The sequence below is a fragment of the Natronococcus occultus SP4 genome (assembly GCF_000328685.1).
GTDB classification, from domain to species: Archaea; Halobacteriota; Halobacteria; order Halobacteriales; family Natrialbaceae; genus Natronococcus; species Natronococcus occultus.
Genome location: NC_019974.1, coordinates 1134045 through 1158664, shown reverse-complemented (window position 1 = coordinate 1158664; position 24620 = coordinate 1134045). Strand labels below are relative to the sequence as shown.

17 protein-coding genes and 2 pseudogenes are annotated in these 24620 nt (G+C 52.5%); 11 read left to right on the top strand and 8 right to left on the bottom strand.

Annotated features, from left to right (window positions below):
- Positions 1-100: 100 nt before the first annotated feature.
- A complete protein-coding gene (locus NATOC_RS05760; protein WP_049888887.1) occupies positions 101-1057 on the top strand; it encodes a transcription initiation factor IIB in 957 nt (318 codons plus the stop codon).
- A gap of 55 nt (positions 1058-1112) precedes the next feature.
- Here the strand turns inward: NATOC_RS05760 and NATOC_RS05755 are convergent, their stop codons facing one another.
- The gene (locus tag NATOC_RS05755) at positions 1113-3092 is read right to left on the bottom strand and encodes a primary-amine oxidase (RefSeq protein WP_015320488.1); all 1980 of its coding nucleotides are present in this window, start codon (positions 3090-3092) and stop codon (positions 1113-1115) included.
- Positions 3093-3673: 581 nt separating this feature from the next.
- Here NATOC_RS05755 and NATOC_RS20945 point away from each other — a divergent pair.
- The 3 genes and pseudogenes from NATOC_RS20945 to NATOC_RS05745 all read left to right on the top strand — a co-directional run bounded on the left by NATOC_RS20945 (position 3674) and on the right by NATOC_RS05745 (position 5511).
- Positions 3674-4024 carry a hypothetical protein gene (locus NATOC_RS20945; RefSeq protein ID WP_083866564.1) on the top strand — a complete coding sequence of 117 codons (351 nt, stop codon included), beginning with the start codon at positions 3674-3676 and terminating at the stop codon, positions 4022-4024.
- A gap of 238 nt (positions 4025-4262) precedes the next feature.
- The gene (lrp, locus tag NATOC_RS05750) at positions 4263-4727 is read left to right on the top strand and encodes an HTH-type transcriptional regulator Lrp (RefSeq protein WP_015320487.1); all 465 of its coding nucleotides are present in this window, start codon (positions 4263-4265) and stop codon (positions 4725-4727) included.
- A gap of 107 nt (positions 4728-4834) precedes the next feature.
- Positions 4835-5511: pseudogene (locus tag NATOC_RS05745) on the top strand (IS6 family transposase).
- Between the two features lie 160 nt (positions 5512-5671).
- Here NATOC_RS05745 and NATOC_RS05740 read toward each other — a convergent pair.
- From NATOC_RS05740 to NATOC_RS05725, 4 genes and pseudogenes are all read right to left on the bottom strand, one after another.
- A pseudogene (locus NATOC_RS05740) lies at positions 5672-5968 on the bottom strand (hypothetical protein); the annotation flags it as partial.
- Positions 5969-6053: 85 nt separating this feature from the next.
- The gene (locus tag NATOC_RS05735; RefSeq protein WP_015320485.1) at positions 6054-6434 is read right to left on the bottom strand and encodes a type II toxin-antitoxin system VapC family toxin; all 381 of its coding nucleotides are present in this window, start codon (positions 6432-6434) and stop codon (positions 6054-6056) included.
- Positions 6435-6441: 7 nt separating this feature from the next.
- Positions 6442-6693, bottom strand: a complete 252-nt coding sequence (locus NATOC_RS20940; RefSeq protein ID WP_015320484.1) for an AbrB/MazE/SpoVT family DNA-binding domain-containing protein — start codon at positions 6691-6693, stop codon at positions 6442-6444.
- 340 nt (positions 6694-7033) lie between these two features.
- On the bottom strand, positions 7034-7672 hold the full coding sequence (locus NATOC_RS05725) for a hypothetical protein (protein ID WP_015320483.1): 639 nt from the start codon (positions 7670-7672) through the stop codon (positions 7034-7036).
- A 115-nt stretch (positions 7673-7787) separates the two neighbouring features.
- On the opposite strand from NATOC_RS05725, the gene NATOC_RS05720 reads away from it, so the two are divergent.
- The 4 genes from NATOC_RS05720 to NATOC_RS05705 all read left to right on the top strand — a co-directional run bounded on the left by NATOC_RS05720 (position 7788) and on the right by NATOC_RS05705 (position 12177).
- On the top strand, positions 7788-8627 hold the full coding sequence (locus NATOC_RS05720) for a hypothetical protein (protein ID WP_015320482.1): 840 nt from the start codon (positions 7788-7790) through the stop codon (positions 8625-8627).
- A 946-nt stretch (positions 8628-9573) separates the two neighbouring features.
- Positions 9574-10431 (top strand): DUF2250 domain-containing protein, encoded by an 858-nt coding sequence (locus NATOC_RS05715; RefSeq protein ID WP_015320480.1) that lies wholly within the window; start codon positions 9574-9576, stop codon positions 10429-10431.
- Positions 10432-10570: 139 nt separating this feature from the next.
- Complete coding sequence (locus NATOC_RS05710; RefSeq protein WP_245549690.1) at positions 10571-10813, top strand: hypothetical protein; 243 nt, start codon at positions 10571-10573, stop codon at positions 10811-10813.
- Between the two features lie 17 nt (positions 10814-10830).
- Positions 10831-12177: an FAD-dependent oxidoreductase gene (locus NATOC_RS05705; protein ID WP_015320478.1), complete on the top strand. Its 1347-nt coding sequence runs from the start codon at positions 10831-10833 to the stop codon at positions 12175-12177.
- A gap of 489 nt (positions 12178-12666) precedes the next feature.
- On the opposite strand, the gene NATOC_RS22240 is transcribed toward NATOC_RS05705, so the two are convergent.
- Positions 12667-12807, bottom strand: coding sequence for a hypothetical protein (locus NATOC_RS22240; RefSeq protein ID WP_015320477.1), 141 nt, complete (start codon positions 12805-12807; stop codon positions 12667-12669).
- Positions 12808-13678: 871 nt separating this feature from the next.
- On the opposite strand from NATOC_RS22240, the gene NATOC_RS05700 reads away from it, so the two are divergent.
- Both NATOC_RS05700 and NATOC_RS05695 read left to right on the top strand, forming a co-directional pair.
- A complete protein-coding gene (locus NATOC_RS05700; protein ID WP_015320476.1) occupies positions 13679-15067 on the top strand; it encodes an ATP-binding protein in 1389 nt (462 codons plus the stop codon).
- A gap of 269 nt (positions 15068-15336) precedes the next feature.
- Positions 15337-17160, top strand: a complete 1824-nt coding sequence (locus NATOC_RS05695; protein ID WP_245549688.1) for a Xaa-Pro dipeptidyl-peptidase — start codon at positions 15337-15339, stop codon at positions 17158-17160.
- A 676-nt stretch (positions 17161-17836) separates the two neighbouring features.
- Here NATOC_RS05695 and NATOC_RS05690 read toward each other — a convergent pair.
- Positions 17837-18067, bottom strand: coding sequence for a hypothetical protein (locus NATOC_RS05690; protein ID WP_083866563.1), 231 nt, complete (start codon positions 18065-18067; stop codon positions 17837-17839).
- 33 nt (positions 18068-18100) lie between these two features.
- Complete coding sequence (locus tag NATOC_RS05685) at positions 18101-22348, bottom strand: Eco57I restriction-modification methylase domain-containing protein (protein WP_015320474.1); 4248 nt, start codon at positions 22346-22348, stop codon at positions 18101-18103.
- Between the two features lie 357 nt (positions 22349-22705).
- Here NATOC_RS05685 and NATOC_RS05680 point away from each other — a divergent pair, with 357 nt between their 5' ends.
- Entirely contained in the window at positions 22706-24223 is a 1518-nt protein-coding gene (locus tag NATOC_RS05680) for a hypothetical protein (RefSeq protein ID WP_015320473.1), read from the top strand.
- The last annotated feature ends 397 nt before the right edge of the window (positions 24224-24620 follow it).

Genomic DNA, 24620 nt, shown 5'->3' with positions numbered 1-24620 from the left:
CGAGGCGGTTCACTACGGCCTTCTGGCACAACCGACACAGTTTGTCCAGTTCGTCCCGTATTCAAACTTTATGCTTCTGTGGCGCTACTATCAAATAGCAATGGTCTGGTCTGTTCGACTCCGTGACGAGGAGCAAGAAACGGAGCAATCCGAGGCCGAAACAACTCTCTCCACATGCTCCGAATGTGGATCAAGTGACGTAGTCCAACATCCTAGTCCGGGTGAGCGGATCTGTGAGAACTGTGGACTCGTCATCGAAGAAGGCATGATCGATTCAGGTCCAGAATGGCGTGCTTTCAACCACCAGGAACGACAGAATAAGTCGCGTGTCGGTGCTCCAACAACCCAGACGATACACGACAAGGGACTCACTACCCAGATCGACTGGAAGAACAAGGATGCGTACGGACGCTCGATTTCCTCGAAGAAGCGTTCGCAGATGAACCGACTCCGGAAGTGGCAAACCCGCATCCGGACGAAAGATGCCGGTGAGCGAAATCTGCAGTTCGCACTCAGCGAGATCGAACGTATGGCGAGTGCGCTTGGTGTTCCAAAGGCAGTTCGTGAGGTCACAAGTGTGATTTACCGACGAGCACTGCAGGAAGATCTGATTCGAGGACGATCAATCGAAGGTGTGGCCACAGCCGCGCTGTATGCCGGCTGTCGGCAAGAGGGCATTCCACGTTCATTGGAGGAGGTCACGGAGGTGTCACGGATCGAGCGAATCGAGATCAGCCGTACCTATCGATATATCTCGAACGAACTTGGTCTCGAATTGCTTCCTATCGATCCGAAGCAGTACGTGCCCCGCTTTACTTCGAAGCTTGACCTCTCTCAGGAGGTCGAAACGAAAGCCAAGGAAATCATCGACGAAACGGCCGATCCATTACTCTCCGGAAGAGGTCCGTCAGGGTTTGCTGCTGCCGCTATCTATGCTGCTACGTTGCTCTGCAACGAGAAGCGGACACAGAAAGACGTCGCAGATGTAGCTCAAGTCACCGAAGTCACCATTCGCAACCGGTATCAGGAACAAATCGAGATGCTAGACGTCTATTGAGATCCCGTCTAGTCACCACGTTTGAGGAATAGTATATGAGCCGAAAATCGGTCACTCAGTCGTCGGCAGACGAGCAGTCGTCGCCGGACGAACCGTTGTCGGGACTAGTGATGTCGTGCTCGGTGTGACACGGCTCGGCCGGCAGGGAGATCGAGGGGTTGCTGTCGAGGAACCCCTCTGGCTTGAGGTGGAAGCTCGCGATCTCGACCGGTAGAACGGGCCAATCTTCCGCCCGAGGCACGTGATTGACCCCTTGGGTGTACCAGACAACGAGGTCCTCGTCGACGAGCGACCGATCCTCTTCGGTCCACTCGGTCAGTCCGGTTGTGTCGTCGTTGAGGTTCGGATAGTCGCCTGCGGCGAACCGCTCGCTGTCGTTGTACGGCGTCACCCAGAAATGGTTCTGAATGAACCCCGAACGGCGCATGTAGCTCGAAGTCGGCTTCATCGGCGCCGAGACGTTGGTGTGGGGCTCGAGCTTGTAGCCACAGCTCCGCCCGTAGGAGTTTTCGGTCTCGCTGCTGGCGATCCGCCAGTAGCGTCCTCGGTTTGGATCGATATCCTGTCGGGCCTCGTTCTCCCGCTCCAGCAGTGTCTCCTTTGCCCGGAAGCCGTTCTTCCGATCCCGTTCGCTACCTGTCGGTTCGTTGTGTACCTCGTAGGCCCGCATCGAACTGTCGTCGATGTCGAAGTCAAGTCGGAAGTTGAAGAAGTGCTGGTGAATCGGAGCCTTCACCTGGGGCGCGACGATCGCATACTGGCCGTAGGTGTCTTCGGCAGTCTCGTCGGCTGGGACAACGCCGTTCGAGTCGATGCCAGTCAGGCGGACTTCGGCCTCGATGCCACCATCGGGATAGAAGTACCAGTAGAAGGCGTAATCGTAGTTGTAGACCGTCGCGATAAAGGAGATGACGAGTCGGCGGCGTCGTCGGACCTCAGTGTGGGGTTTGCGCTCCTCGGTGTGTTTCCAGAGGATGCCGTCGTCTTCCTCGTGCATACAAATTGCACTCTCGAGGGTCTCGGCCTCACCCTCGATAGTATTCATCTCGACGTCGAAGTACTTCATGACGCCGAGACAGTCACAGCCTTCAGTGAGCTGATTGGCCATTCGACCGGCGTGATACTCGCCGATATCGAAGGCGTTCTTCCAGGAGTGGTTTGGGTCCGGATCGCCGTAGGGAACAGCCATCTCACAGGCAGATGCACGATGAAGGACCTGTCGCGATTCGTCGCCGTCGTTGAACTTGACGTCGTGGAAGACGAGTCCCTCCCGAGCGGTCCAGCCGACGCGCAACTCCCAGTCGAGCCACTCGACCTTGTTCCCGTCGACCTCCCAACTGGGGCCGTCGGGCTGGACGACGTCTAAGTGTTCGTAGTCGTCTCTCGTCTCGACTCTATCGGCCCGGTAGTCCGCGTCCTCGGGTGGCAGCGGACTGTCCTCGTCCGGAACGCCGTTGTCCTCGATCTCTACGACCTTCATCTCGTCGAGGTCAACGAACGCGAACAGTCCCTCGATCGGCCGCGCGCGACCGTTGTCGTTCTCGCTCGTCTTGATCCACGAGAGCGCCCGACAGAGACGTTTCCCCTTGTGCTCTTCCGGCTCGAACCCGCTGGCCGACCAGGGGTCAACCATAACGAGATCGAAATTCTCGACGCCGCGTTTTGCCGCCGCCTCTCGCCATTCGGGATCGTTTTTGACGATCTCGCGAGCTTCCTCGATCTCTTCCGGCATCACCGCGGGCTCGACGTCCGGCAGGTGCTCGTACTCGAGAACGGTGTTCTCAGCGAGTGAAACCGTCGCTTCGTACGTCTCGCCGTCTTCCCTCGCGACGATCGCCGCCTTTCGATCGAACGTGTCCCCTGGTTCGAACTCCTTTACCTTGGGTTTCGGTGGCTCTGCGAGCGTGATGTTGTGGTATTTGATCTCGCCATCGAGATCCGTTTCTGCCTCGAAGATGTCGGCAGCGGCTTCAATTTCCTCGGCTGTTAGTGGGTCGAGCGGATGGTCGACCGCCGGAGCTTCTACTTGTGCCATACGATACCAACGTACACGTTATGATATAACACTGTTTCGGTTGGTTTGTATACACTTCATGTGTTCAGGTTATCCGAGTATATATAACTAATAGAGAAAGAACTCTCGAGCTTAACACACATCAGTAAGTTATGCAGGCTTCATCCACGAATATAATGAATATGATGACGTATTTAAATATAGGCACATAGCACCGTCTAATTGAGCACTTTGTCGGCTGCCGTTCGTTCATCCGGTGATTGATTCGGTCTCTGGTGGTTGTAAGTTGAGCTATGCGTTCGAGGACGTCGACCCGGAGGTGAGTCGAGTTGCATGGTTCTAGCCGCGCAATCGCTGGTGAGTCTGGACACACTCCGAGTGGGCTGTTCGATTGCTCGAGTAGCCGATAGTCGCCAGTAACATTCGAGTCGACCGGAGTGAGTCACCCGTACGCGGGAAGTGCTGGTGTCGCCGACAGCACTTAGGGGCGTCCTCAGATCGGACTAGGTGCGTCAAGATCTAGACTCGAATATATGGGGCGGTGACTTAGCAGGAAAATGCCCTATCCCAAGGTTTTAGACGCTATTCCAAGCTTATCGACTATGACCACAGGGCTAGATCCGACAGAAGAATACGATGGCTCAATTACTGTTCGCCTTTTAGATGACCAATCTGGCGTGGAGGAAATCAACTGCTCCTCATACGAAGACGCAATCGAAGTCGTCAAAGAAAACCAATACTCCGTTACAGCAGCAAAGATCGTAGACCGAGACAACGTCGTATTCACATCTGCCGATATGGATATCGACGACTGGGTAACTGCTTGGCGGCAGGAAAAACGCAGGCAATCAGTTGATGTCGAGGAATATGATTGTCCCTATGACAGTGTCTCGTGCTTTGCTGACGATTTATGTATGCAGTGCAAAATAGACAAGGTTCAAAATCAATCTTAAGCGGAATCTCCCCGCTGTAGCCGAATTTTGGTTCTACCCTCTTCGAAATTCTGTAATGATTACTCAAAGACGGTGTATTGGATATCAAAGTGGAAGGCGTTGCGGAATCGATTGACGAATCCGGAGGTAGAAGTCAGTCCTCAGAAGTACGGCCTCTGTTACTGATATTAGATCAAATCGTTGAGGGGAGTATGGACATTCGTAAACTTCTAGTACGGAGCTTGTGCTGTATTATCTAATGACCTACGAAAACCTGGATACGGAACTAATGAACGAGCTCCTTGGCGACGGACGCGCTAGCTTACGGAGTCTCGCTGAAGACCTTGACGTCTCGGTGACGACAGTTTCGAACCATCTCTCCGACCTCGAGGACGAGGGCGTTATCAAGGGCTATACGCCGATTGTCGACTACGACGCTCTTGGCTACGACGTCACCGCGGTAATGCAGCTTAAAGTCGAAGGCAGTGCACTCGGTGAAATCACAGAGACATTACAGGACCATGACCAGATGATGTCCGTCTACGAAGTGACTGGCGACTATGACATCATCGCTATCGGCAAGTTCAAAGATACCGATGACATGAACGATCAGATCAAGGCGCTGGTTACCGATCCGGATATCAAGCAGTCGAATACTAGTATCGTCCTGAATAACGTTGCCGAAAACGTGCAGTTCGAACTCGAAACTGAAGACGAAGAGTAAGTTAGAAGCGTGGCAGTTTTCGCTCCTATCTAGGGACATAGTACTTCGGGCACTGTCTAGTTGAGCCAGGTTGAGAAGTGAGCAGGTCGTTGAGTTCGTTGGATCAAATGCTCGCAGACCTGCTCAGCGAGAGCGACGACACGGATTTCGAAGAATCTTGGGAGAACGAGCGGACGGCGACGCCTGTCAGGACGTTCGCCGTCCACCTCCATCAGACCGGTTGTTCGCTTCGAGAGACAACAACGATTCTCGCTGAATTAGGCGTTGAGCGGTCTCATGGAGCGGTCTGGAACTGGGTACATCGGCTGGCTGACAGCGAATGCGACCCGCCTGAGGCGAAGCCGAAGCGGGTCGCGGTTGACGAGACCGGTGTCAAGATTAACGGCGAGTGGTCTTGGATGTACGCTGCAATAGACACTGAGTCAAAGTTAATCCTCGATGTCGCGTTATTTGGTCGGCATGGCACCGATCCGGCGGCTGCGTTTCTGCATGGACTTCGTGAGAAACACGATCTCTTCGAGGCTGTATTCTCGTCGATCAATTCGGCTATCGGACTGCCCTTGCTCGATTAGGGCTGAACGGTCGGGTGAACTACACTGACCGAAACCTCATCGAAAAGTGGTTTCATACCTTCAAAATGCGAGTCGACCGTTTTCATAACTCCTGGGTGGGCAGTCGGGCGAGCGCACGCGAATGGATTGAGGAATTCGTGCATTACTGCAACCATCAGAGATCGAATCAATCGATTGATGGACGGACGCCTGCCGACGAGGTGCTCAACTAGACAGTGCCAGCAGACTGTTTGTATCACTATTAGAAGGTTTCAACAGAGCCAGACAGACTGATGGATACTACTGTTATCCGTGGATAGCGAGACTATCCACAGAGCAAAGTAGATTGTGGTGAGTGTTGCTGCTCTGTTCAATGCGTCACTGAGTTCGGACTCATAATTTCCGTTTGAGGACCTGTGCTAGCTGCTCCTCGAGTTCGGCGGCCTGCAAGATCTTGATCTCGCTCTCGGCCTGCTCTTCCAGAGAAGCCGTTTCCTCGGGCAAATCCTGCACGACGAGTAAGCCGTTCCAGCCATCGCCAAAGTACTCTTCATCGTCCTCGTTCCTGAAGACGAACCCGTCGTTACACCGCAGGAAGGCAAGGTACTCGAGTGTCTCCTTGATCACGCGTCGGATCGTATCCTCATTGTTCTTCTTAACTTCGACTGTTAGATACTCGTGATCACGGTCGAAAAGCTACTGATGCTATTATAACAGCCCAAACCACCATAACTGACGTCTGTAGCGTCACTGATCCCGTTCTTCCGGGATTCTCCTACGTATCACACTCTGTTTCTATTGCAATTCGATTACCCGTGACATCGTCGAATGCCTTGTCTGAGGAAATGATCGGATCCTCATCTGCGTAGGCGACGTGATATGCATCAAACGCAGTGAGTCCATTTTGTTCCATGTAGTCTGCGGCTTGGAACAGAACGTCTTCATCTTCGGCAATGGATGCAATTTCGAGTGCGTAGGTGAGCGCTTCCATTCGATCGAATTCGAATCGATCAGAGATCATGAGAAGTTCAAGGAGCGTCGCCCGCGAGGTATAGATCTCTCCTTCGTTTTCGAGTGCAATTGTCGCTGCGCGCTCCTGGAGCCAATCGTCGTCTTTCACGAGCGCAATAAAGAAGTCGGTGTCAGCATAGATCATTTGGCTGTTACTTACTCGCTTCGTTGATGGCGTCTTCTTGAGCAGCCTCGCGTGACTCTTGTTTGATTTCTTCGATCGATTTCTCATCGAAGGCATCACCGACAGCATCGCGAAGGCCTTCGATGGGATCTTCTTTGAGCGGGATGAGCTCAATCCGATCTTTGAGTTCGACGACGCGATATCGATCACCGTGTTTCTCCCTGATTTCGTGAGGAATAACGATTCGTCCTCGATCGTCAGCCTCTGCCGTTTTGCTCATCGTATCCTCTACTACCGCGGGAACGGGCAAAAATATTCCCACTGTTATTGCTAGATTCCCCTGATTTGCCTTCGAGGATGTCCATAGCATCCTCGGTCACGGATCCTCGTAGTATACTTCTAGCGTCTTCACAGGCGGTTTGGGGGAGGTCCCACCCCTTAAGGTCGGGGAGGATGTTCACCCTTCCCAAGGCGGCCATCGAATCACAATTTTCGCTCGAGGACCTGTGCTAATTGGTTCTCGAGTTCAGCGGCCTGCAGGATCTTGATCTTACTCTCGGCTTGTTCCTCGAGTAACGCTGTCTCACGTTGCAGGTCGTAGACGACGAGCAGCCAGAAGATCAGAAGAGTTCGTCGAGAGGTCGGTCTGCACCGGGTTCGGTTTCAACGTCTTCATCCGGTTCAATAGGGGGAGCATCGAAGAGCCGGTCACCACCGCGCTCCCGGACAGCGAGCGTGTCATCGATAATGGCCTCTGTTTCGTCGTCTACTTCAGGGATTTTGAGGGCTTCACTGACATCTTCTGGCAGTTCTGGTCGCGGTGCATTCTGATGCCGTTCGATTTTTTCGGTCAGATAGAGATTTTCCTGTAGGGCACGCAGAACCGGGACGTAGCGGAGGTAGCTGTACTCCTCTAAGAGGGTGATCCCGTAACTGGTGAACCCCCAGAATTCCCGTGGTTCGTTACGCTCGGTCTCATCTCCACGGTATTTGTACTTCACCATCACCTGCTTCTCTGCGAGCCGGTCAAGATGCTCCCGGATAGTGGAGCGATTCTTGGGCACGAGGTATTCGAGCTCGTCGAGTGTCGCCAGGTACGTTGGATGCCCAAGCACGGCTTGGATGATGTGGTAGCGGGTTTCCTGCGTGAGGAATTGGTGTGCCCGTCGCTGTTTCTCGATCGGCATAACATCGTCACCGCCAAATGGGTCTGCTTCGCCGCCGACCGGATTTCCTGCGCCCCCCACACTATTACTCATACGTGTCTATTTCGTCTCCACTCACGTAACTGTTCGGGACGGGCAAGTTGGGAATGATGGAACTTTCCCAACTCGAATATGAACGCTTAAGACGAACACTTCTGTAGACAGTAGTATGAGCGGCCCACGCGTTCCACGCAATTCATACGCCATCTACCGGGCTGTCAACCGTATTTTTAAAGGAATTAGCTCCCCACCGCAGGGGGACTACCACGAAGTCGTCCGCTATATGAACGAAGAGCTTCCCCGGTTCGAGCAAGCCAATAGTAGCTACCTGGTTCTTGGAAGCTACCGCGGCGCGTACGGGCAACGCCTTCGAGAGTTCGCTAACTGCCTCAACATGCCAACGAACGCCGAATCGATCGTTCTCGGGGATACGATCAACCTGGACACTGCAGTAGTCCCCGAATTCGACATCAAGATCAACCTCCTCGGTGAGGCAGCAGATTACATCGCTGGTGTCTACGAGAAGGAAAGCGGTGGTGAGAGCCCGGAACTCGGGGTTGTCAGAGCACTCTTCGTGAATAAGACATTCGTGTTCCCGCGCGACTATACTGGCCTCACCCGCGATAGTCTGGAGACACGAGAAGACGTCATTCAGGCTGCTCTGGCGGTGTACTACGCTGACTTCGATCATCTTGATAATGAGCACAGCGTTGCCGAGAAGAAGAAAGAGGAAATCGCATCACTGCTGACAGTCGCACAAGAGGAAGGCATCGACATCAACGAGCGAGAACTCACCGATCTCATTAAAGAGCGTCAAAACAACATTGATGAGCCACCCGCCGAATATAGCTGGGTCCATCTGAGCTTCTTTAAACGGTTTGAGGCAATGACCCAGTGCCACCCCTGGACGACGATGCCCGAACTGCGAGATCATGCTGATGAGATGCCGGGGCCAGAACGCCCGCAATGGGAAACTGAATTTGATGTAGGGATGTTCTGCGACGAGTAGCCGCATTCACGGACTACGTACCTTTCTGGTCGCGGGAGCGAATGAGCAGGCGTTTATCGATATGTTCGCGGATCCCTTCTACGAGAATGAGTCTGTGATTTGCTCCAGGCTAAGGGGTCGAAACCATCCCGACATGTGTGTTCTATCCCGGTGTTAGAAATACGGAATGTAGTCGAAGTTGGGGTTACTCGTCTTCAAGGGCCGCATAAATATCGGCATGACGGCGTCCGTCAAGCTTCCCCATTTCAAGAGCTATTTCATGGCGTTCTTCGTCACTTTCGGCCGACTGATATCGCTCGTACAGCCGGCGAACTTCTTCGTCGACCGCTGTCGAGGAATCAGTACTGGACGCCATTTCTATTTGACTATACTCATCGTGTCTGGTGCGTCCTCGTATTCTCCCTGTTGGTTAATGAAATCGAGTGCTGCTTGACCGTCAGTAACTGTGTTGAGTGTGTTAGCGATGTTGCCGTCTGAGAAAGGCTTCTTTGATGAGGAGAACATCACTCGGGTTGTCTTCTATCAGCAATATTTCCGCTTCTGATGACCCACTTCCCATAGGGCAATCAGCGGGGTCAAGGGGATAAGTGATCCGGTGAGGTGCTTTCTGAACGAGATTTCAAGGAGTCAGAATTAGCTATCACTGCGATCATTGTTTAGTTCGCACGCTCTACGAGCCCGAGCACCACATAGTAGCTGTGAGATCCGTTCTGTAGCATCCCTTGACGCTGAAGATAGAGGGAGCAAATCACAACCTGGCTATCCAATAGATCCCTTTAGTAGGCAGCTCTTTGATTAACCGGTGAAAAGTCTGCTCGGAGAGTATTGAACCCAGAGATATTAGAAAGGTACCTGGACTTCCAGAACGAGTGAGGACTAATTGGGAACGTTGTGCTCAAACAGGTGGGTTCAAACAACCAGCGCGGTAGTAAGTAGACAAGCAACGATGGTCTCCCAATCGGAGATTGAGCAGCTCAAACTGGAGGCGGACACAATTATGACTCGCTACCAGAAGGTTGAGCAGACGTTGGAACGGGCACGCAACGAGGAGGGGAAACACTGGGAGACGGGAGAAATCGAGATGACACTCGAAACGCCGCATGGTGAGGAGATCGACGTCATGCTTGATCTCCACGTGAATCCAGCGGAGAACGCTCAAACGCGGTATGACCAAGTTGCTGAACTCGAAGCTGAACGTGAACGACGACAACAAATCGCTGATCAGTTGGATCCACTTCCGACAGACCCGGTTGCATATCTGATCTGCTATCACCTCGATGCTGTCGAGGGGAATTACCCGAAGTCGATTGCCGGACACCTTGATGCAGAACGGAACCAGATTAGAACGCTGTGTAAGGAAATGGAGGAATCAGGGTTGCTTGAACGCGTCGAATCTGGAACCGTCAAGCAACGTCGAGTCAAGGCGAAGCTAGCTGACGAGGTTCGCCAGCACCACACCTACTACCGGTTATCACGGAAGGGAGATCACCTTCTGCGATTCCTTTCTGAGTGGGAGGGAAAGGTGAACGTCTTACGCCACCTGCCGAATGGACGAACGATCGTCCAGCGACTTGCCCACACTGGTCCGGACTCTCCGCGTGCGATTGCTGCAGAGTGGGGGACGGAGTTCGAGTACGTCAGGCACCTTTGCCGGGTACTTCGACGTGTAGGACTTGTCGCGCAGTGCGATAGTGGGCCGGTTGATGGCGAGGGTCGATCAGCGGACCGGATGTACTATATGGCGACAGAAACCGGGGATGACGTGCTTGAAGCGGTTGAGGATGGACAGCTTGACAGTCACTGATCGTCCGTACGTACTACCGGTTACATAACGGTTCGAAACCAGCGGAGTCCGAATAGCAGGCGACAGCGGCCAGGACTTGATTACCGAGCGATGCGTACTGCTGGATATGGCATATCGGCTTGTGCGTGCTCGCCCGAAGGTGGATCGACTCGTCGAATTACGCGAACGGCTCGATACTGGAGAGATCGAAGCGATGGATCCGTTCGGACGTGCTATGACACGAGCATTGGAGGATGCGCGGTTCGATCCAGCGAGCGGTGAGGCAGTCTGGATCGAGGAGGACTACTGTTCGCCGCCACTTGCGATGGAACGTACCGAAGTCCTGGACGACTACTTTGAGGACATCACTATCGTTGAAGAAGACGTAGACGATCAACGGTAGCAATGTGATCGAATAGAATGACATTACAAAATATAGAACGATACAGCTCCGATCGTATCACCACGATTGGTGATCGAGCCGTAGTGCTCGGCGGAAGTATGGCCGGGCTCTGTGCAGCACGCGTCTTAGCTGACGGGTTCGATGAAGTCGTCGTGCTCGAGCGGGATCCGCTGCCGGAGGAACCCGAGTCACGGGACGGCGTCCCACAGAGCGCCCATCCACACGTCATGCTGGAAGCGGGACGAGCGACGCTAGAGGACTTCTTTCCTGGGTTCGGTGAACACCTGCTGTCCGCCGGGGGACTGATGATCGACGCAGCGACAGATATGCAGTACTACGCGCGCGGGGATTTCCTCGCCGATGGGCCGGCGCGCCTTCCGATGTATTGTGCCACACGAGCCCTCTTTGAGCATGCCGTTCGGCAACAGATCGCTACCTTCGTCAACGTACAACAGCGCGGCAGATGCCAGTTTCTCGATTATATCGTGACGGACGATGCGGTTACTGGGATTATCTTTCGGACCGCAAACGGGACCGAAACGTCACTTTCCGCCGATCTCGTCGTCGATGCAACCGGACGGACGAGCCGCACGCCAGCTTGGCTGAACGCAAACGGGTACACGGCACCGGAGGTTGACAAGGTCACTGTCGACGTGACGTACGGCACGATTCGTGTCGAACGCCAACCGAGCGCTCGCTATTCGCTATTCGTGCCGCCTACACCGCCCCGGACCCGCGGTGGGGCTGCGATTCCCGTCGAGAACGATCAGTGGGAGGTCATCTTTCAGGGGATCCATGGCGATGATGTGCCAACGAACGAACGTGGCGTTATCGAGTTCGCCGAGAGTCTCCCGATTCCCAACTTCGCACAGCTCGTAACGAGCCGTCGCTGGGTATCCGATGAGATCCATTGTTATCCGTTCCCCTCGAGTATTCGCCGCCGCTTTGAGGCGCTCGCTCATTTTCCGAATGGGCTACTCGTTACTGGCGATGCCATTGCGAGTTTCAATCCGATTTATGGCCAGGGCATGTCCGTTGCGACGCTGGATGCACTGGTACTGCATCACGCGCTCGCCGTGAATGGGCTTGAGCGCCTTGCACCGCGATTTTTCAATCAGACAGCAGAGATCATTGATTCGGTCTGGAAAATCGCAGTCGGCGCTGACTTCAAATTCCCGCAGACGTCGGGCCCGAAACCCACCGGTACCGATATTTTCAACCGGTATACCTCGCGCCTGATCCAACAGGCGCATTCCGACGGCGTCTTGACTGATGCCTTCTATCGCGTGTTTCGGCTTGAGCAGCCACCAATGCTGCTCCTCCGACCCAGTATTATGTGGCGCGTAGTCCGTCCAACACTGTGATTGGCTAATTGTAGGTACCGACTATCGGCGAGCCCAACAGCGGTCGCTGACGACGCTCCCAGATTTGCTGCCATCGTTTCCCACGCTGGCCGGAGTGCATCGGTGAACGCTGCGTAGCACGAGAAGGCGAACCTCGAAGCAAGCGGACGCCTTGTTCGAGTAACGTCGCCGATTCCAGTGGTGACGAACCAAGTGGAAGTTCTCATGACGCCAGCGAAACGCTAGGACCGAGGGCAGGACCAACGTAACCAGAATGGAAGTCTAGATCATGGCTTCAGTATAGAGGGACCACCTGAGTAAACGAATTGCTCACGATAGCGTTCATACGTTTTCGTACCCACTCGATTAGCTCCTCGTTCGAACTGAGTTGATCTCGGCCCTAGAATATCGTTACTTCTAGTCGAAGTGCATCATAGAACCAGCTCCAACGAAGCTACTTTCACAAAAATTCTATTGGATGGGCTGCTGAATGGATCTGTGCACTGCCAGTCACGCCGGCTGCCCCTCTAAGATGGTCACCCAGTGGGTTGGATTGTCGGCCTCATGGGTGCTTGCAGCCTGGTTCGCGTCGGCCCAGTCCGTAAACGCCTGATCGAGTGTGCACCGATCACACCGTAGTTGGTATGCCATATGACAACATTCAACGTGAACTGCTTAATGGTATCCCAGCGGCTCCTCTCCTCTACTGCGCTATTTACTCGAGCAGGCGATGGTTGGTTCGTGGTTGTACGTAGTAGCTCCACTCACAACGATAGCATCTATCGAGAACAACCAAGTCATTTTGATAGGCCACCACCTGAGCGGCAGCCGCTTTCTCACACAACTCTGTAGCAACCGAGTTCCGTTTGACCCTTGATTTACTACCGCGCATAGTTAACCAACAGAATCCCCCTCTATTGCCCGCTGTTGGTTAAGGAGACAACCTCATGATCGGTACAGGTGTGCTAGGTACAGGCGGAACAGGTAACGCTGCGGTGCGGTTCAAGTACGGCACCCGCGAGCGACCATCGGGAGCGAGCGGCTTTTTAGCGTAGATTTTTGGAGGAGTGGTGAGCGAGCCACGCGAGCGAACCCGACGAGAAAAAGGTACGTGGGCATTTTCACGTAACAGTTCGGCAACTCGAGTCTGTGACCTGCTATCAACGTCCTGCTTTCTCGATTCTATCCCTGGGTGAGCTCAAGCCTGAACTCGCGACCCCGAAGCGTATCGTGTATCTGTCGACCGTCGGGCGGAAAATCACAACACGATCCCGGTCAGACTCACACTGTACACACGAGAAAGGGTAAATATGCTGGCTCACAACGTACGCATGATAAGTAGCGACAAGAAGCGCGTTCAATTTCGGGCGCCGCACCGACTCAGTCATCGAACTGATGCACTCTAACGGACAAGATTTTCTCGCTGTTTACCGAGGGTAGTTCTCGAGATCGTTTGCTTAGTAATTCCAGCTCCGAAAGGCAAAACAGGTAAGTCATTACCTCAGTAATCATTATGTAGCGTATGACATTCTACGACCGAGATGACGAACTCACCGCATTAAACACCGCCTTCAAATCATCCGGTCATGCCTTCTCTGTCGTATATGGCAGACGTCGAGTTGGGAAAACAGCGCTGCTCAAAGAATTCTGCTCTGGACACGACCACATATACTTCCTCGCAGCCCAAGAGGCCGAACACCGTCAGCGGGAGAAATTCGTCGAACAAGTCGCAGATGCTTTCGACGATCGAATCCCCCGAATCGATGGCTGGGACGATGCCTTCGAATACCTTGGCGAGAAGCTCGCGACGGATACCGTCGTGGTGGTTATCGACGAATTCCCCTATTTGGTCGACGAAAACGACTCACTCCCATCGTATCTTCAGTCGTTTGTCGACGAACACCTCCAGGACACAGATTCGATGCTCGTTCTCTGTGGCTCGAGCGTGAGTACGATGGAATCAGAGGTGCTTGGTCACGAAAGTCCACTGTACGGTCGGCGAACGGGACAGCTCGATCTTCAGCCGTTCTCATTTCAGCAGGCCAGAGAAGCCATCGGATACGATATCGGAGATGCAATTCGATCATACTCGGTCACCGGTGGGACACCGATGTATCTCACGCTCTTTGATTACGACGACTCACTCGCTACAAACATCCAAACACGGATTCTTTCGCCAACGGCCGTCCTCTACAACGAACCGGAGTTTCTCTTGCGAACGGAGCTGCGGAATCCGGCTCGATACATGAGCATCCTCGAAGCCGTCGCGCTTGGTCATACAACACCGAATGAAATTTCCGGAGCAACAGGAATCGACTCGGGACCGCTTTCGAAATATCTCCAGACACTCCGCCGACTCCGGCTCATCGACCGCAAAATCCCCGTGACGGCGTCTGCGAAGAAATCGAAGCGCTCGCGCTATCACGTCGCCGACGAGTTCCTTCGATTCTGGTTTCGCTTCGTCGAGCCGAATCGCTCGAGTATCGAAGAAGCACCACAAGTCGTTTTCGAGGGAACGATCGAACCGAATCTTTCGACTCATACTGCACGGACATTTGAGGATATCTGTCAGGAAGCGATCTGGGAAGGGATCCGGCAGGAGAATCTCGAACCATACTCGGAGGTTGGACCATGGTGGTATGGGGAAACCGAGATCGATATCGTTGGCCTCGCTCCTGGTGATGATCGGATTCTCCTTGCCGAGTGCAAATGGACCAATGAGCCAGTTGGGCACGCACTCGTAGACGACCTTCGGTCGAAGACCGAGAACGTTCGATGGGGATCACCTAATCGAGATGAACAGTTTGCGCTCTTCTCAAAAAGCGGTTTTGTCGATGGACTCGAAAACGACCTTGGCAGCGATTGGACACTCTTCGATTTAGAGGATCTCCGTCTTCTCTTCTCACGGTAGTAAGAGACCATCTACAAGCGAAGAGGGCTCCAATCCAACCGACTCTTGATATCCTAGAAGGATCCGTAACTGGCACTGAGTGGGTCGAATCATCATGCATTATTTAAATATCTTACTTCCCACATCAAATTTAGATAAGATAGTTATTTTTTAACTCACACTGGGCTCCTACTAATGATGAGATGTCCCAAAGAAAAGACAAAAGGTCATACCCCTTCACTAAGGGACTTACCCGACGTCGAGTTCTAACGCACACTGCAGCGACCAGCGTGGTCGCAACCGGTGCCGCGACATCTGCGTCAGCCACTGGTACTACCGAGCCGACGTTCGAGGACGGGCTCGCCCAACCGGTTTTTGCCGAAGACGACGTGATCAGGGAGGATTACTGGGTGGAAACACCGCTGGATACGGACGGAACGGGCGAACCGGATCGAGTACATGTCGAAATCGCTCGTCCCGCTTCGACTGAAAGCGAGGATCTCGAGCTCCCAGTCGTTATGGAACCAAGCCCGTACTACGGCGAAGATCAGCCCGCGTACGGCTATCCGTCCGACGAGGAGTTGTACGAACCCGACAAACCGGGACGGGATCTCGATGAAAGTGTAGACGCGCGCTCGCGGAAAGTGTATGACGACTATTCCCACCTCGCGGAGTTTACTGGACGGAAGGGCCCGAACATCGGCCCAGAGAAGTTCGAAGAGGAGCTATTGCAATGTGGGTTCATCTGGGCCTATCCCGCCTCGATCGGGACCGAGCAATCGACGGGCTGTCCTGACGTCGGCGGCCCCGACGAGATTGCGGGGATCAAGGCGGTTATCGACTGGCTGAACGGTCGGGCCGATGCCTACGACCTGCGCGAGGGTGGCGAGACAGTCGAGGCGACGTGGACGACCGGGAAGACCGGGATGCTCGGAATTTCCTACAACGGAACACTCGCCAACGGCGTCGCCACGACCGGCGTCGACGGGCTGGAGGCCATTATCCCGATGGTCGCCATCTCGAACTGGTACGACTACTACCGAGCGAACGGCCACGTCGGTTCGACACTGGACATGGGCGGGCTCTTCGACTTCATCATGAGCCGCGAGAATGGGGAACGCTGCGATCCGGCCCGCGACGCAGTCGAACAGAACCAGGACCGTACGACCGGTAACTACAACGATTGGTGGCACGAACGAAACTACCTCCCCGACGTCGAGAACGTCGACTGCGGCGTCCTCGTCTGTCACGGCATCTACGACTTCAACGTTGAGACGAGTAATGCCGCCAAACTCGTCGACGAGCTTCGGGCTCACGACAAACCGTACAAGGTATGGCTCCACCAGGAAGGTCACGGTGACTTCCTCCGATTTGGTCGCCACGTCGAGACCTGGATCGACATGATGAATCAGTGGTTCACGTACTGGCTGTTCGGCGTCGACAACGGCGTAATGGACGAGTCGACGGCGGTTATCGAACGCGAGAACGACGAACTGGTCGAGTACGCCGACTGGCCGGATCCCGATGCCGAGCACGTCGACGTCACCTTCGAGCCAGGTGGCCGTTCCACCGGTGGACTCTCACTCGAGACGCCAACGGGCCAACCCGTCACTGAATCGCTCGTCGACGATCCCGGAACTGGGCTTCAGACTCACGCGGATGCCGAGGAATCCGAGCACCGACTACGTTATTTGACCGATCCGCTCGAGGAGGATCTTCGCGTCAGTGGAACTGTTTTCCCCGAACTAACGCTGTCGTTCGATGAACCCGCCGCGAACGTTTCTGCCGCGCTCGTAGCGTATGACGAAGACGGCAACGCCGAGATCGTCAACCGCGGCTGGATGAACCCCCAGAACAGAAAGTCGCCGAGCGAGACGTTCGCGCTGCATCCACCAGACCGTCCGTACCATCTTGAGTTCGACCTGCAGGCGACTGATCGCGTGTTCGAAGCGGGCACTCGCCTCGGAATCATGCTAGCTTCGACGGATCCGGGGAAGGGGATGATGCAGCCGCCAGAGACCCGCGTTGAGATCACGCTTGACCTCAACCGAAGCTCGGTTCGGATTCCGGTCGTCGGCGGCGAGTCGGCGCTTGAGGCGGCGCTCTCGAACTAAAAACCGGTCTAACTATAGTGTCCGCTCCCGCTTGTTGTGGTGATTTCGGAGCCGATTTTCCGGTCATCGGGAGTGGGTCAACTCTGAGTTCACACAAACGATATCGGCCTTTTAGCATTCGTTCTTTAAGTGGTTCTGGCCACAAGGTAGAGCTATGACGGGAAGCCGTTCTCTCGTGTTTTCGGTTCAGTAGCGGAGGCTGTCCTGGCTCTGAAAAAGATCTCGTTGATAAGCCCTGGATGACGACAGTGCCGGTACTTTCGAGAAGCAAATCCGTATAGAAGGTATTAGAGAACGGTTCACATATCTCTTCGACTACCCGACGAACGGTACGTACAGGGAACAGATGGGACAGTGAGCCCACAGCAGACGGGATTCTTGCTTTACAGGGTGATCTGTTTCCCGTCTTCGAGAACGAAAAATACGCTGCCGAATTGCTTGAATGAGAACTCGCTGTGTTAGTATTACAACGAGGGTTCCGCTAATTCCTACGAACAGGGGAAATCAGGTGTCACGGAAATCCCCCTTTCCGTGACGATCAGTATGAACGACTGGCGGTGAGACATATGAAGTATAAAATAGGGCGTGACCAACTGCAAAATCTCTGCTGTTCATCGGAGAGCCAACCACGGCGTCCCTTGAGTGACGTCTCTCTGAAGAGCAAAATACTGCTATTTCAACGTTCTGTCGGTCTTAGATCACGCCAACGAAAGTCCATTTTTTCGCCGTCACTGAACTGTACTCGGTAGAGAATGCTGTCTCGTTTGTCACCTGTTTCTGTTCCTGCAGCATCGGATAGTGTTCCAATGACCGTACCACGGCGGTCATGGTACTGCTCAAAATCAGGATCTGCCTTGTCTGGAATATCAATTCGAACACGATCCCCGGTATCAAAGCGGCGAGTCATAGCTCAGATTGGTTCTGTCGGCCTTAAGAGTCGTTATTGGTCAACGGTTTCTTCTACGATCTCGATTTCTTCCTCGGTTAGGCCGTATAGCTCGTAGACAATTTCATCGATTAACTGATCTGTTTTCTCAATCTTTTCCGCGAGTTCTTCCGCTCGAGCTTTTGTCTCAAGGTAATTTTCGAGACCTTCTTGGACCTCGCCAATAGCGGGCAGAGTGAGCTTCCGGAGTCGGTCCACGAGTGAGTTGGTCTTGGTAGCCGTCTCGCGGAAGTTCGCGAACCCGCCGGCTTCGTTAATAGCGACAGGGACGAACGCCTCGACCAAGTCGGCCTCAGTTTTGGAGAGTTCTGAAATATTGAGTGCCGGCAAGGGTTTGGTTTCGGTGTATCCCCAGCGATCGGTTTCATAGTCTTCTTCGTCCTCAGGTTTGTAGCGGGCAGTGAGGCGGATTTCGAGGGATGTGGGTGACTCACGATCTATTTCCACGTCACCAATTCGGAGATTTTCACGGTCCTCGGCGGTATCGGTGAGAATTGAGTCGCCGGCACCTGCTGGAGGTTGGGCGAAGCCGATGTCTGCCAGTGTGTACCCATCATTGTAGGAACCAAAGTAATCTAACAGAGAGAGGTTCAATGATTTTTGTTTCTTAATCAGTTGTTCAATTTCATCCGCAGTGTAGACGAGTATATCGTGCAACGCTATTGGCTCTGAGTCGGTGAGACTGGGTATTGTAGATTCCGCATATAGGTACTCATCGACACTATTTTTCAACGCTTCAATTTCAGGTTCGTTTTGAGAGTCGTGTTCAAATTCAATGTAGGGGATAGGAAGGTTCTCAACATACTGTGTTTTGTACCGCCGATACCCACCGCGGACTTGGGGGGATATGTTACCGAAGATTGTATTGAGAAGACTACTATTGAGTACTGCAGTTATGAATTGTGAATGATATCCAAAATCATTCTGATTACGGACAAGATAATAGATTGTATCTAAACACGCAAATTCACCCTCTCTATCGAGCGCAAATCGGTTTTCTGGAGAAATATCCGGAAAGACGATTTTCTCGTTCAGCATCCCAGGTGCTTTGTATGTAAGTTCATACCATTCATATCCCTGATCGATCAGTCGCTCTCCATAATTCTTTCTTTCTTCGAGACTTTCTCGGTGGTTTCCAAGATATGATAGTATATTCGGTATTTTCTCCTCAGATACTGGTTCTGGCGTGCCATCTTCACTTATTTCATATGGATATATTAAGTTTGATAACTCGTCTTCTGAGCTGATATCATATCGGTCTACATCACTACCCCGAAGGACGCGGATTACAAACTCTTCTTCTAAGTTGTGATCCTGTATTTCTTCATCTGATACCAAATATACTGATGTATCGCCTGATACCGCCCCTTTCCCAATTTGATTACACAATTCACCTAGTTCAACTATCTCCCGATCAAATGAGTTGGTGCCAGCAAATGAATGCCAGAATCCAGCACCAAGTTCATCTTGACGTATCTCTCGGGGGAATTCCACATTATCTAGCGCCGCTTCAATTTCAGATTTCGTATCTACTCGCACATCCTTCCACTGTACATGATGATCTGATTTTGCATCTAAGCGCTGTCTCACCAGTATCATTGGATACGCTGTGACGTCGAATACAGGAGAATCATGTAAGTCGATCACTGAAAGCAATGTTTCCTCTTCAGAAATTCGCTTTCGGAGCGTTGACCCATATCCTGCCCTCATGAATTTGTTCTGAATAATATATGCTGTGTATCCGCCTTCTCTCAGAATGTCGGTCGCTTTCTCAGTAAATAGTACGTATACATCGCCCTTCATCTCGAAGGTTTGATATTCGTTCCGATAGTAATCACGATCTTTTTCGGGGGTATCACGGAATGTAACGTACGGTGGGTTCCCGACCACCGCATCGAATCCGGCATCCTCACGCTTCTCCCCATCCTCATCGAAAAATACTTCCGGATACTCAAGTTCCCAGTGGAAGAACTCTTCCTCAGTACTCGTTGCCTGCGCAGTCTGGAACCAGTCTTCCTCCTGGACCGCGGCCCACTCAGCTTCGTCGTCGATCGCCTGTGCCATCCGTTCATAAGCCCCCTCCGGAACCTCGATATCGAACCGTTCCGCGGTATGGACGTTCGTGAGGTCGAACAGGCGCTGATAGAATGGATCACTTCGAACCGCGTCGTAGATTTCCTCCATTGACCTGACGTCCTCGAGAGTTTCGTTGTCGATCTCGAGCAATTCCTGCATCTGATCCATAACATGCTCGAGGGTTTCCTGGCGAACGCGGGCTAGCGCTTGCTGTAGGGTGAGCTGGCCACCGTTGTCCTCTGTATCACTCGACAACACCTCAGTGATGTCGGACCCAACCAGCGAGTTCCCTGCCTTGAGATGGTGGTCAAGGAACGCAAGAGGTTGATCCGCGGCGAGAGTCTCGAGCCACATTGAAAGCTTGGCGAGTTCGACGGCCATCCCATTCAGATCGACACCGTAGATACATTCCTTGGCGACGTCACGACGCACTCTCTGTTCGTCGAAGGCAGTCGCTCCTTCGAGCTCGCGAACCTCTTCCATGACCTGTTGAGCGAGATACTCGGTTGCTCGAGTGAGGAAATGTCCACTCCCCATCGCTGGGTCAAGGATCTTTAGGTCTTTAACCCGCTTGTAGAACGCTCCGAGATATTCGTGAGTTCCAGGCTCAAAGCCTTGATTCTCGAGGTCTTTCTGGATCTCCTCAATCAGCGGGCCGACCGTCTCTTCGACGATATAGGTCACGACGTAGTCGGGAGTGTAGTACGCTCCCGTCGCTTTTCGTTCTCCCTCGTCGTTGACGACGTAGAGCCCGCCTTCGTCGACTGTCTCGACGGCGTCAGCAACTGATACCTCCGTTGCGGGCTTCCAAACCTGTCCGCCGTCCTCAGCGACAGCGGCGTAGTCCTCAGGAGCGATCCGGAACTGGTGCTCGAGTAACCCTTCATAGACGCTTCCAAGGTGGCGGGTATCCAGGTCAGCATAATCGGCTAAAACGTACCGTCCTTCGTCGTTTTCGGTCGTAGAGATTCGATAGATAACCTCAGCAAGGTAACGGTTGCTGACCTCGTGGTTCGACAAGAACTTGTGTTTCTCTCGGTTGAAGAGCCCGCCGTTGTACGGTGGGATTCCCAAATCTTCCTCGCCCTCGTCAATTAATCGGAACAGGTCCTCGAGGCGACTCCACATCGAGGTCGAGTACTCACTGTAGGTGTCAAAGTCGTTGTCGACCTCGCCTATTTCGTCGTGTATTTCGAGCCGGAGTTCATCGAGACTAAAGTTCTCCTCATAGTCCGTGATTGCCTTTTTCCCTTCAGGATGAATTAGTCCGCGGGACTCGGCGTAGAGAACGAACATGAGCCGATACAAGAGGACGAGTGACTGCTCTTTGAGCTGGTCAAGTTCCTCGTCATCGTCGGGATCAATATCGAGGTCGTTGGTTTCGACAAAGCCGCGTCCGAGGACTCGAAGGGCTGTAAAGACGTTATCTTGGAGATCTTCTCCGAGCTCTTGCGCTACGGTCTCGCTTTCAGACCAGACCGTATCGAGAAACGTAGTTTCTCCGTATCCCTGGAAGGCTTCCGGTCGGAAAAAGACATAGAAGTACTTGAAGGCCTCAAGACTGCCGTGCTCGAGGAGTTCCGGGAGATCAGCCTCGTAGTAGGTCTGTGTTTCGTAGTCTTTCGTCCCGTAGAGTCGCCATTTCTTCCCGTTCGTGAGAATCCCCCATTGGATGTTCTCGGGAGTACGCTCGAGGTAGTGTTTGATTTGGTGGGAAGCGTTTCGATACGGACGTTGTTCACTGAATCGTTGGCTGAAATCCGCACCCCACTGCTTGGCTTCGAGGAGACCTACTCCTCCCTGGAAAAGATCGGTTGTGTCCTCGGTATCCAGATAGACTGTTGCGGCGTCTCGGCGGGCCTCAGTATCTTCAAAGAGAAGTGTATCAACGTATCCGGTCCCGTCAGGAAGGGTAGTTTCGACGTTTGTCCCGAATCCAAGTACCTCGAGGACTTTGTCGATCCAATTGTCGACTAGTGCATCCTCACGATATCCCGATACCAGCTGCTGTTCCTCATTGTAGAGCGTCTGCAGTTCCTCTAATGCTTCGAGAGCCTCTTCATCACAGTCCCATTCATCTCGATAGGAAATCCGTTCATCGAGATAGTGGCCGGAGAAGAGATTCGAATTTGTATAGGGTCGTTCAGAGAGAGTTACCTGACTCATGTTGAATGTATGAACCAGCCCATGACATCACCTAATAGGTGTCGGTGACTGGCCCTATCAACAAAGATAGTCTCGGTTGGTAGGGTAGCTTAAAGAACAAGACTCATTTTCACCCTGTAAGCAGGCAAGTGTTCGATTACAGGGACTGCGCGCCGATCTATCAACAAAGCGCAATCAGGCGTTTCTATCCGAAATGACGCTCGCCGTGATCCATCGCATTCGACGTCAATGGATTCGCTATCAGGTTATCCGGGAGAATGTCGACGTCGTTAAACAGAATTCTTTAATTACTCTACATAGCTTCAATCCTTCTGATTAAAGCCAAGTAGATCCGGTCAAAACACTTCGTCCAACTAGATGACTGATGAAGACCTCTCTAAGGAAGAAGTGATTAGCAGTGCTGAAGAACTCAAGCGGATCGCAGAGGAACGCCGAGAGGAGAATCTGGAACAAATAGAGTACGAACAATGTAGAAAGGTAAGAGAGGTAGGCTCGGCATTCCGAGAAACAAGTGCTAACACTCCAGAAGAAGCCGTTGAAGAGGTCACCGATAAACTCGGGATCACTGAAGAGGAATCCAGAAAGCTGCTTTCCATCTATACAGCAATTTTTACAGAAGGCGAAGGAGAGGTAGCTGGCCGAGCCTCTATTATGGGGATTCAGTACTTCACCGGATCCTCTATTGAGGAGTTGGCGGACAAAAATGATCGAACAATCGAAGAAGCACAGGGTGATATTCGAGCATACATAGGCTCACGGCTCAGAGAAATCAGTCTTGAAAACGTTGATCTGGATCAAGAACTACCTGCGAACCCGCCGAATCCGATGGCGGAGGCAATGAAGGACTTCGATTTTGATCCTGGACTCTCCGCGATGGCAAAAGCAGTACAACCCGCTTTGAACTTCTCGACAGAAAGTGTCGCCAAACAACTCTCATTCGCTCTACCGGACTACAACCAAATGGTAATGGAAACCTTGACACCAGTAGTAAAGCCGGAAGATCTCTTTCCTGACCATCTCTTCGATTTTTCTAATATGTTTGCGGAAACCCTCGAGCCGTTGCGTGAACTCGGGGAGCAGTACCAAGAGATAGAGAAATCTGATTTCGAATTCAAATGGCTTAGAGACGTAAAATTCGGGGTTTTCTTGGATCTGTTCGAAGTTTATAAACAAGAGGGAAATGAGGCAGCAGCTGAATTGCTTGCGGCACAGCTTCAAGACGAGGACGACATAGAAGACTTCAAAGAGTACTTCGCCACCTTCGACGAGTACTCGGAACGCCAGCCTATCGTCGACGAAGCTTTAGATGCACATCAAGAAGGTCGATATGCTCTTTCGATCCCAACGCTGCTTTCTCAATTAGATGGTATCTTCATAGATGCAGCTGTAGAACTCGGGCTTTACACGGAGGAAGACGATCCCACAGGAGTGACGATTGTAGCGAAAGGAGAGGGAAGTCCTCAACACATCCCTGCGATTGAGGATGATTACAGGAGCTACTATGCCAGTGTTCTCTGGCAGCAACGTGTGGAGATCCTTCATGGCAAGAACACCGACTTCTCCGATGATGAGATCCTATCGGCTAAGCTAATCTGGTTGTTCTTCCAAACTTTACATACAGTAGAGAATATTCGGTCTGCAGAACACATTGGAGATTACTACATTGTTCAGCTGATCCGAGAGAAAGATGATTGTAAGGAAGAAGTTGTGACTGATGAGTTACCTTACCAAAAAGAGTATGTAAAAGATCGAATCCAACTGCTTGAGCAAATAAATGTGGTAGAAGAATGTTCTGAAGGTGTATTCAAAGTAACTGAGAAAGGGATACAATATTTAGAAGGTAATTTAGAACTCGAATATGTGGAATCAGTTTAAGCGTGAAATCAGCACAGATCCGTGAAGAATTTTAGCCACTGACAGATGTCTGCTCGTTCTCCCAACATTCTTCTAAATCCGCGTCGTAGCTCTCGCTGAGCAGGTCTACGAGCATTCTCACCGATTCACTCAACGACCTGTTCATTTCTCAGACTGGCTCAACTAGACAGTATCCTTATGTATAGACGACAGTGCTCCTAAATTAGTTCTACCGCAGTTCTCTAACGCTCATTTGTGAGCACGTAGGATTATTGTACCCGACAAATAGTTAGTATATAAAGAGGAGGTCCCGACAGTTTCGTAGAGTGGTCGGTGTTCGTCCCTCTAACATAGAGCCGCACTGTGAACCTCTCTAACTGTGACTCAGCACGTATTCAACACGGTATAAAAAGGGTTC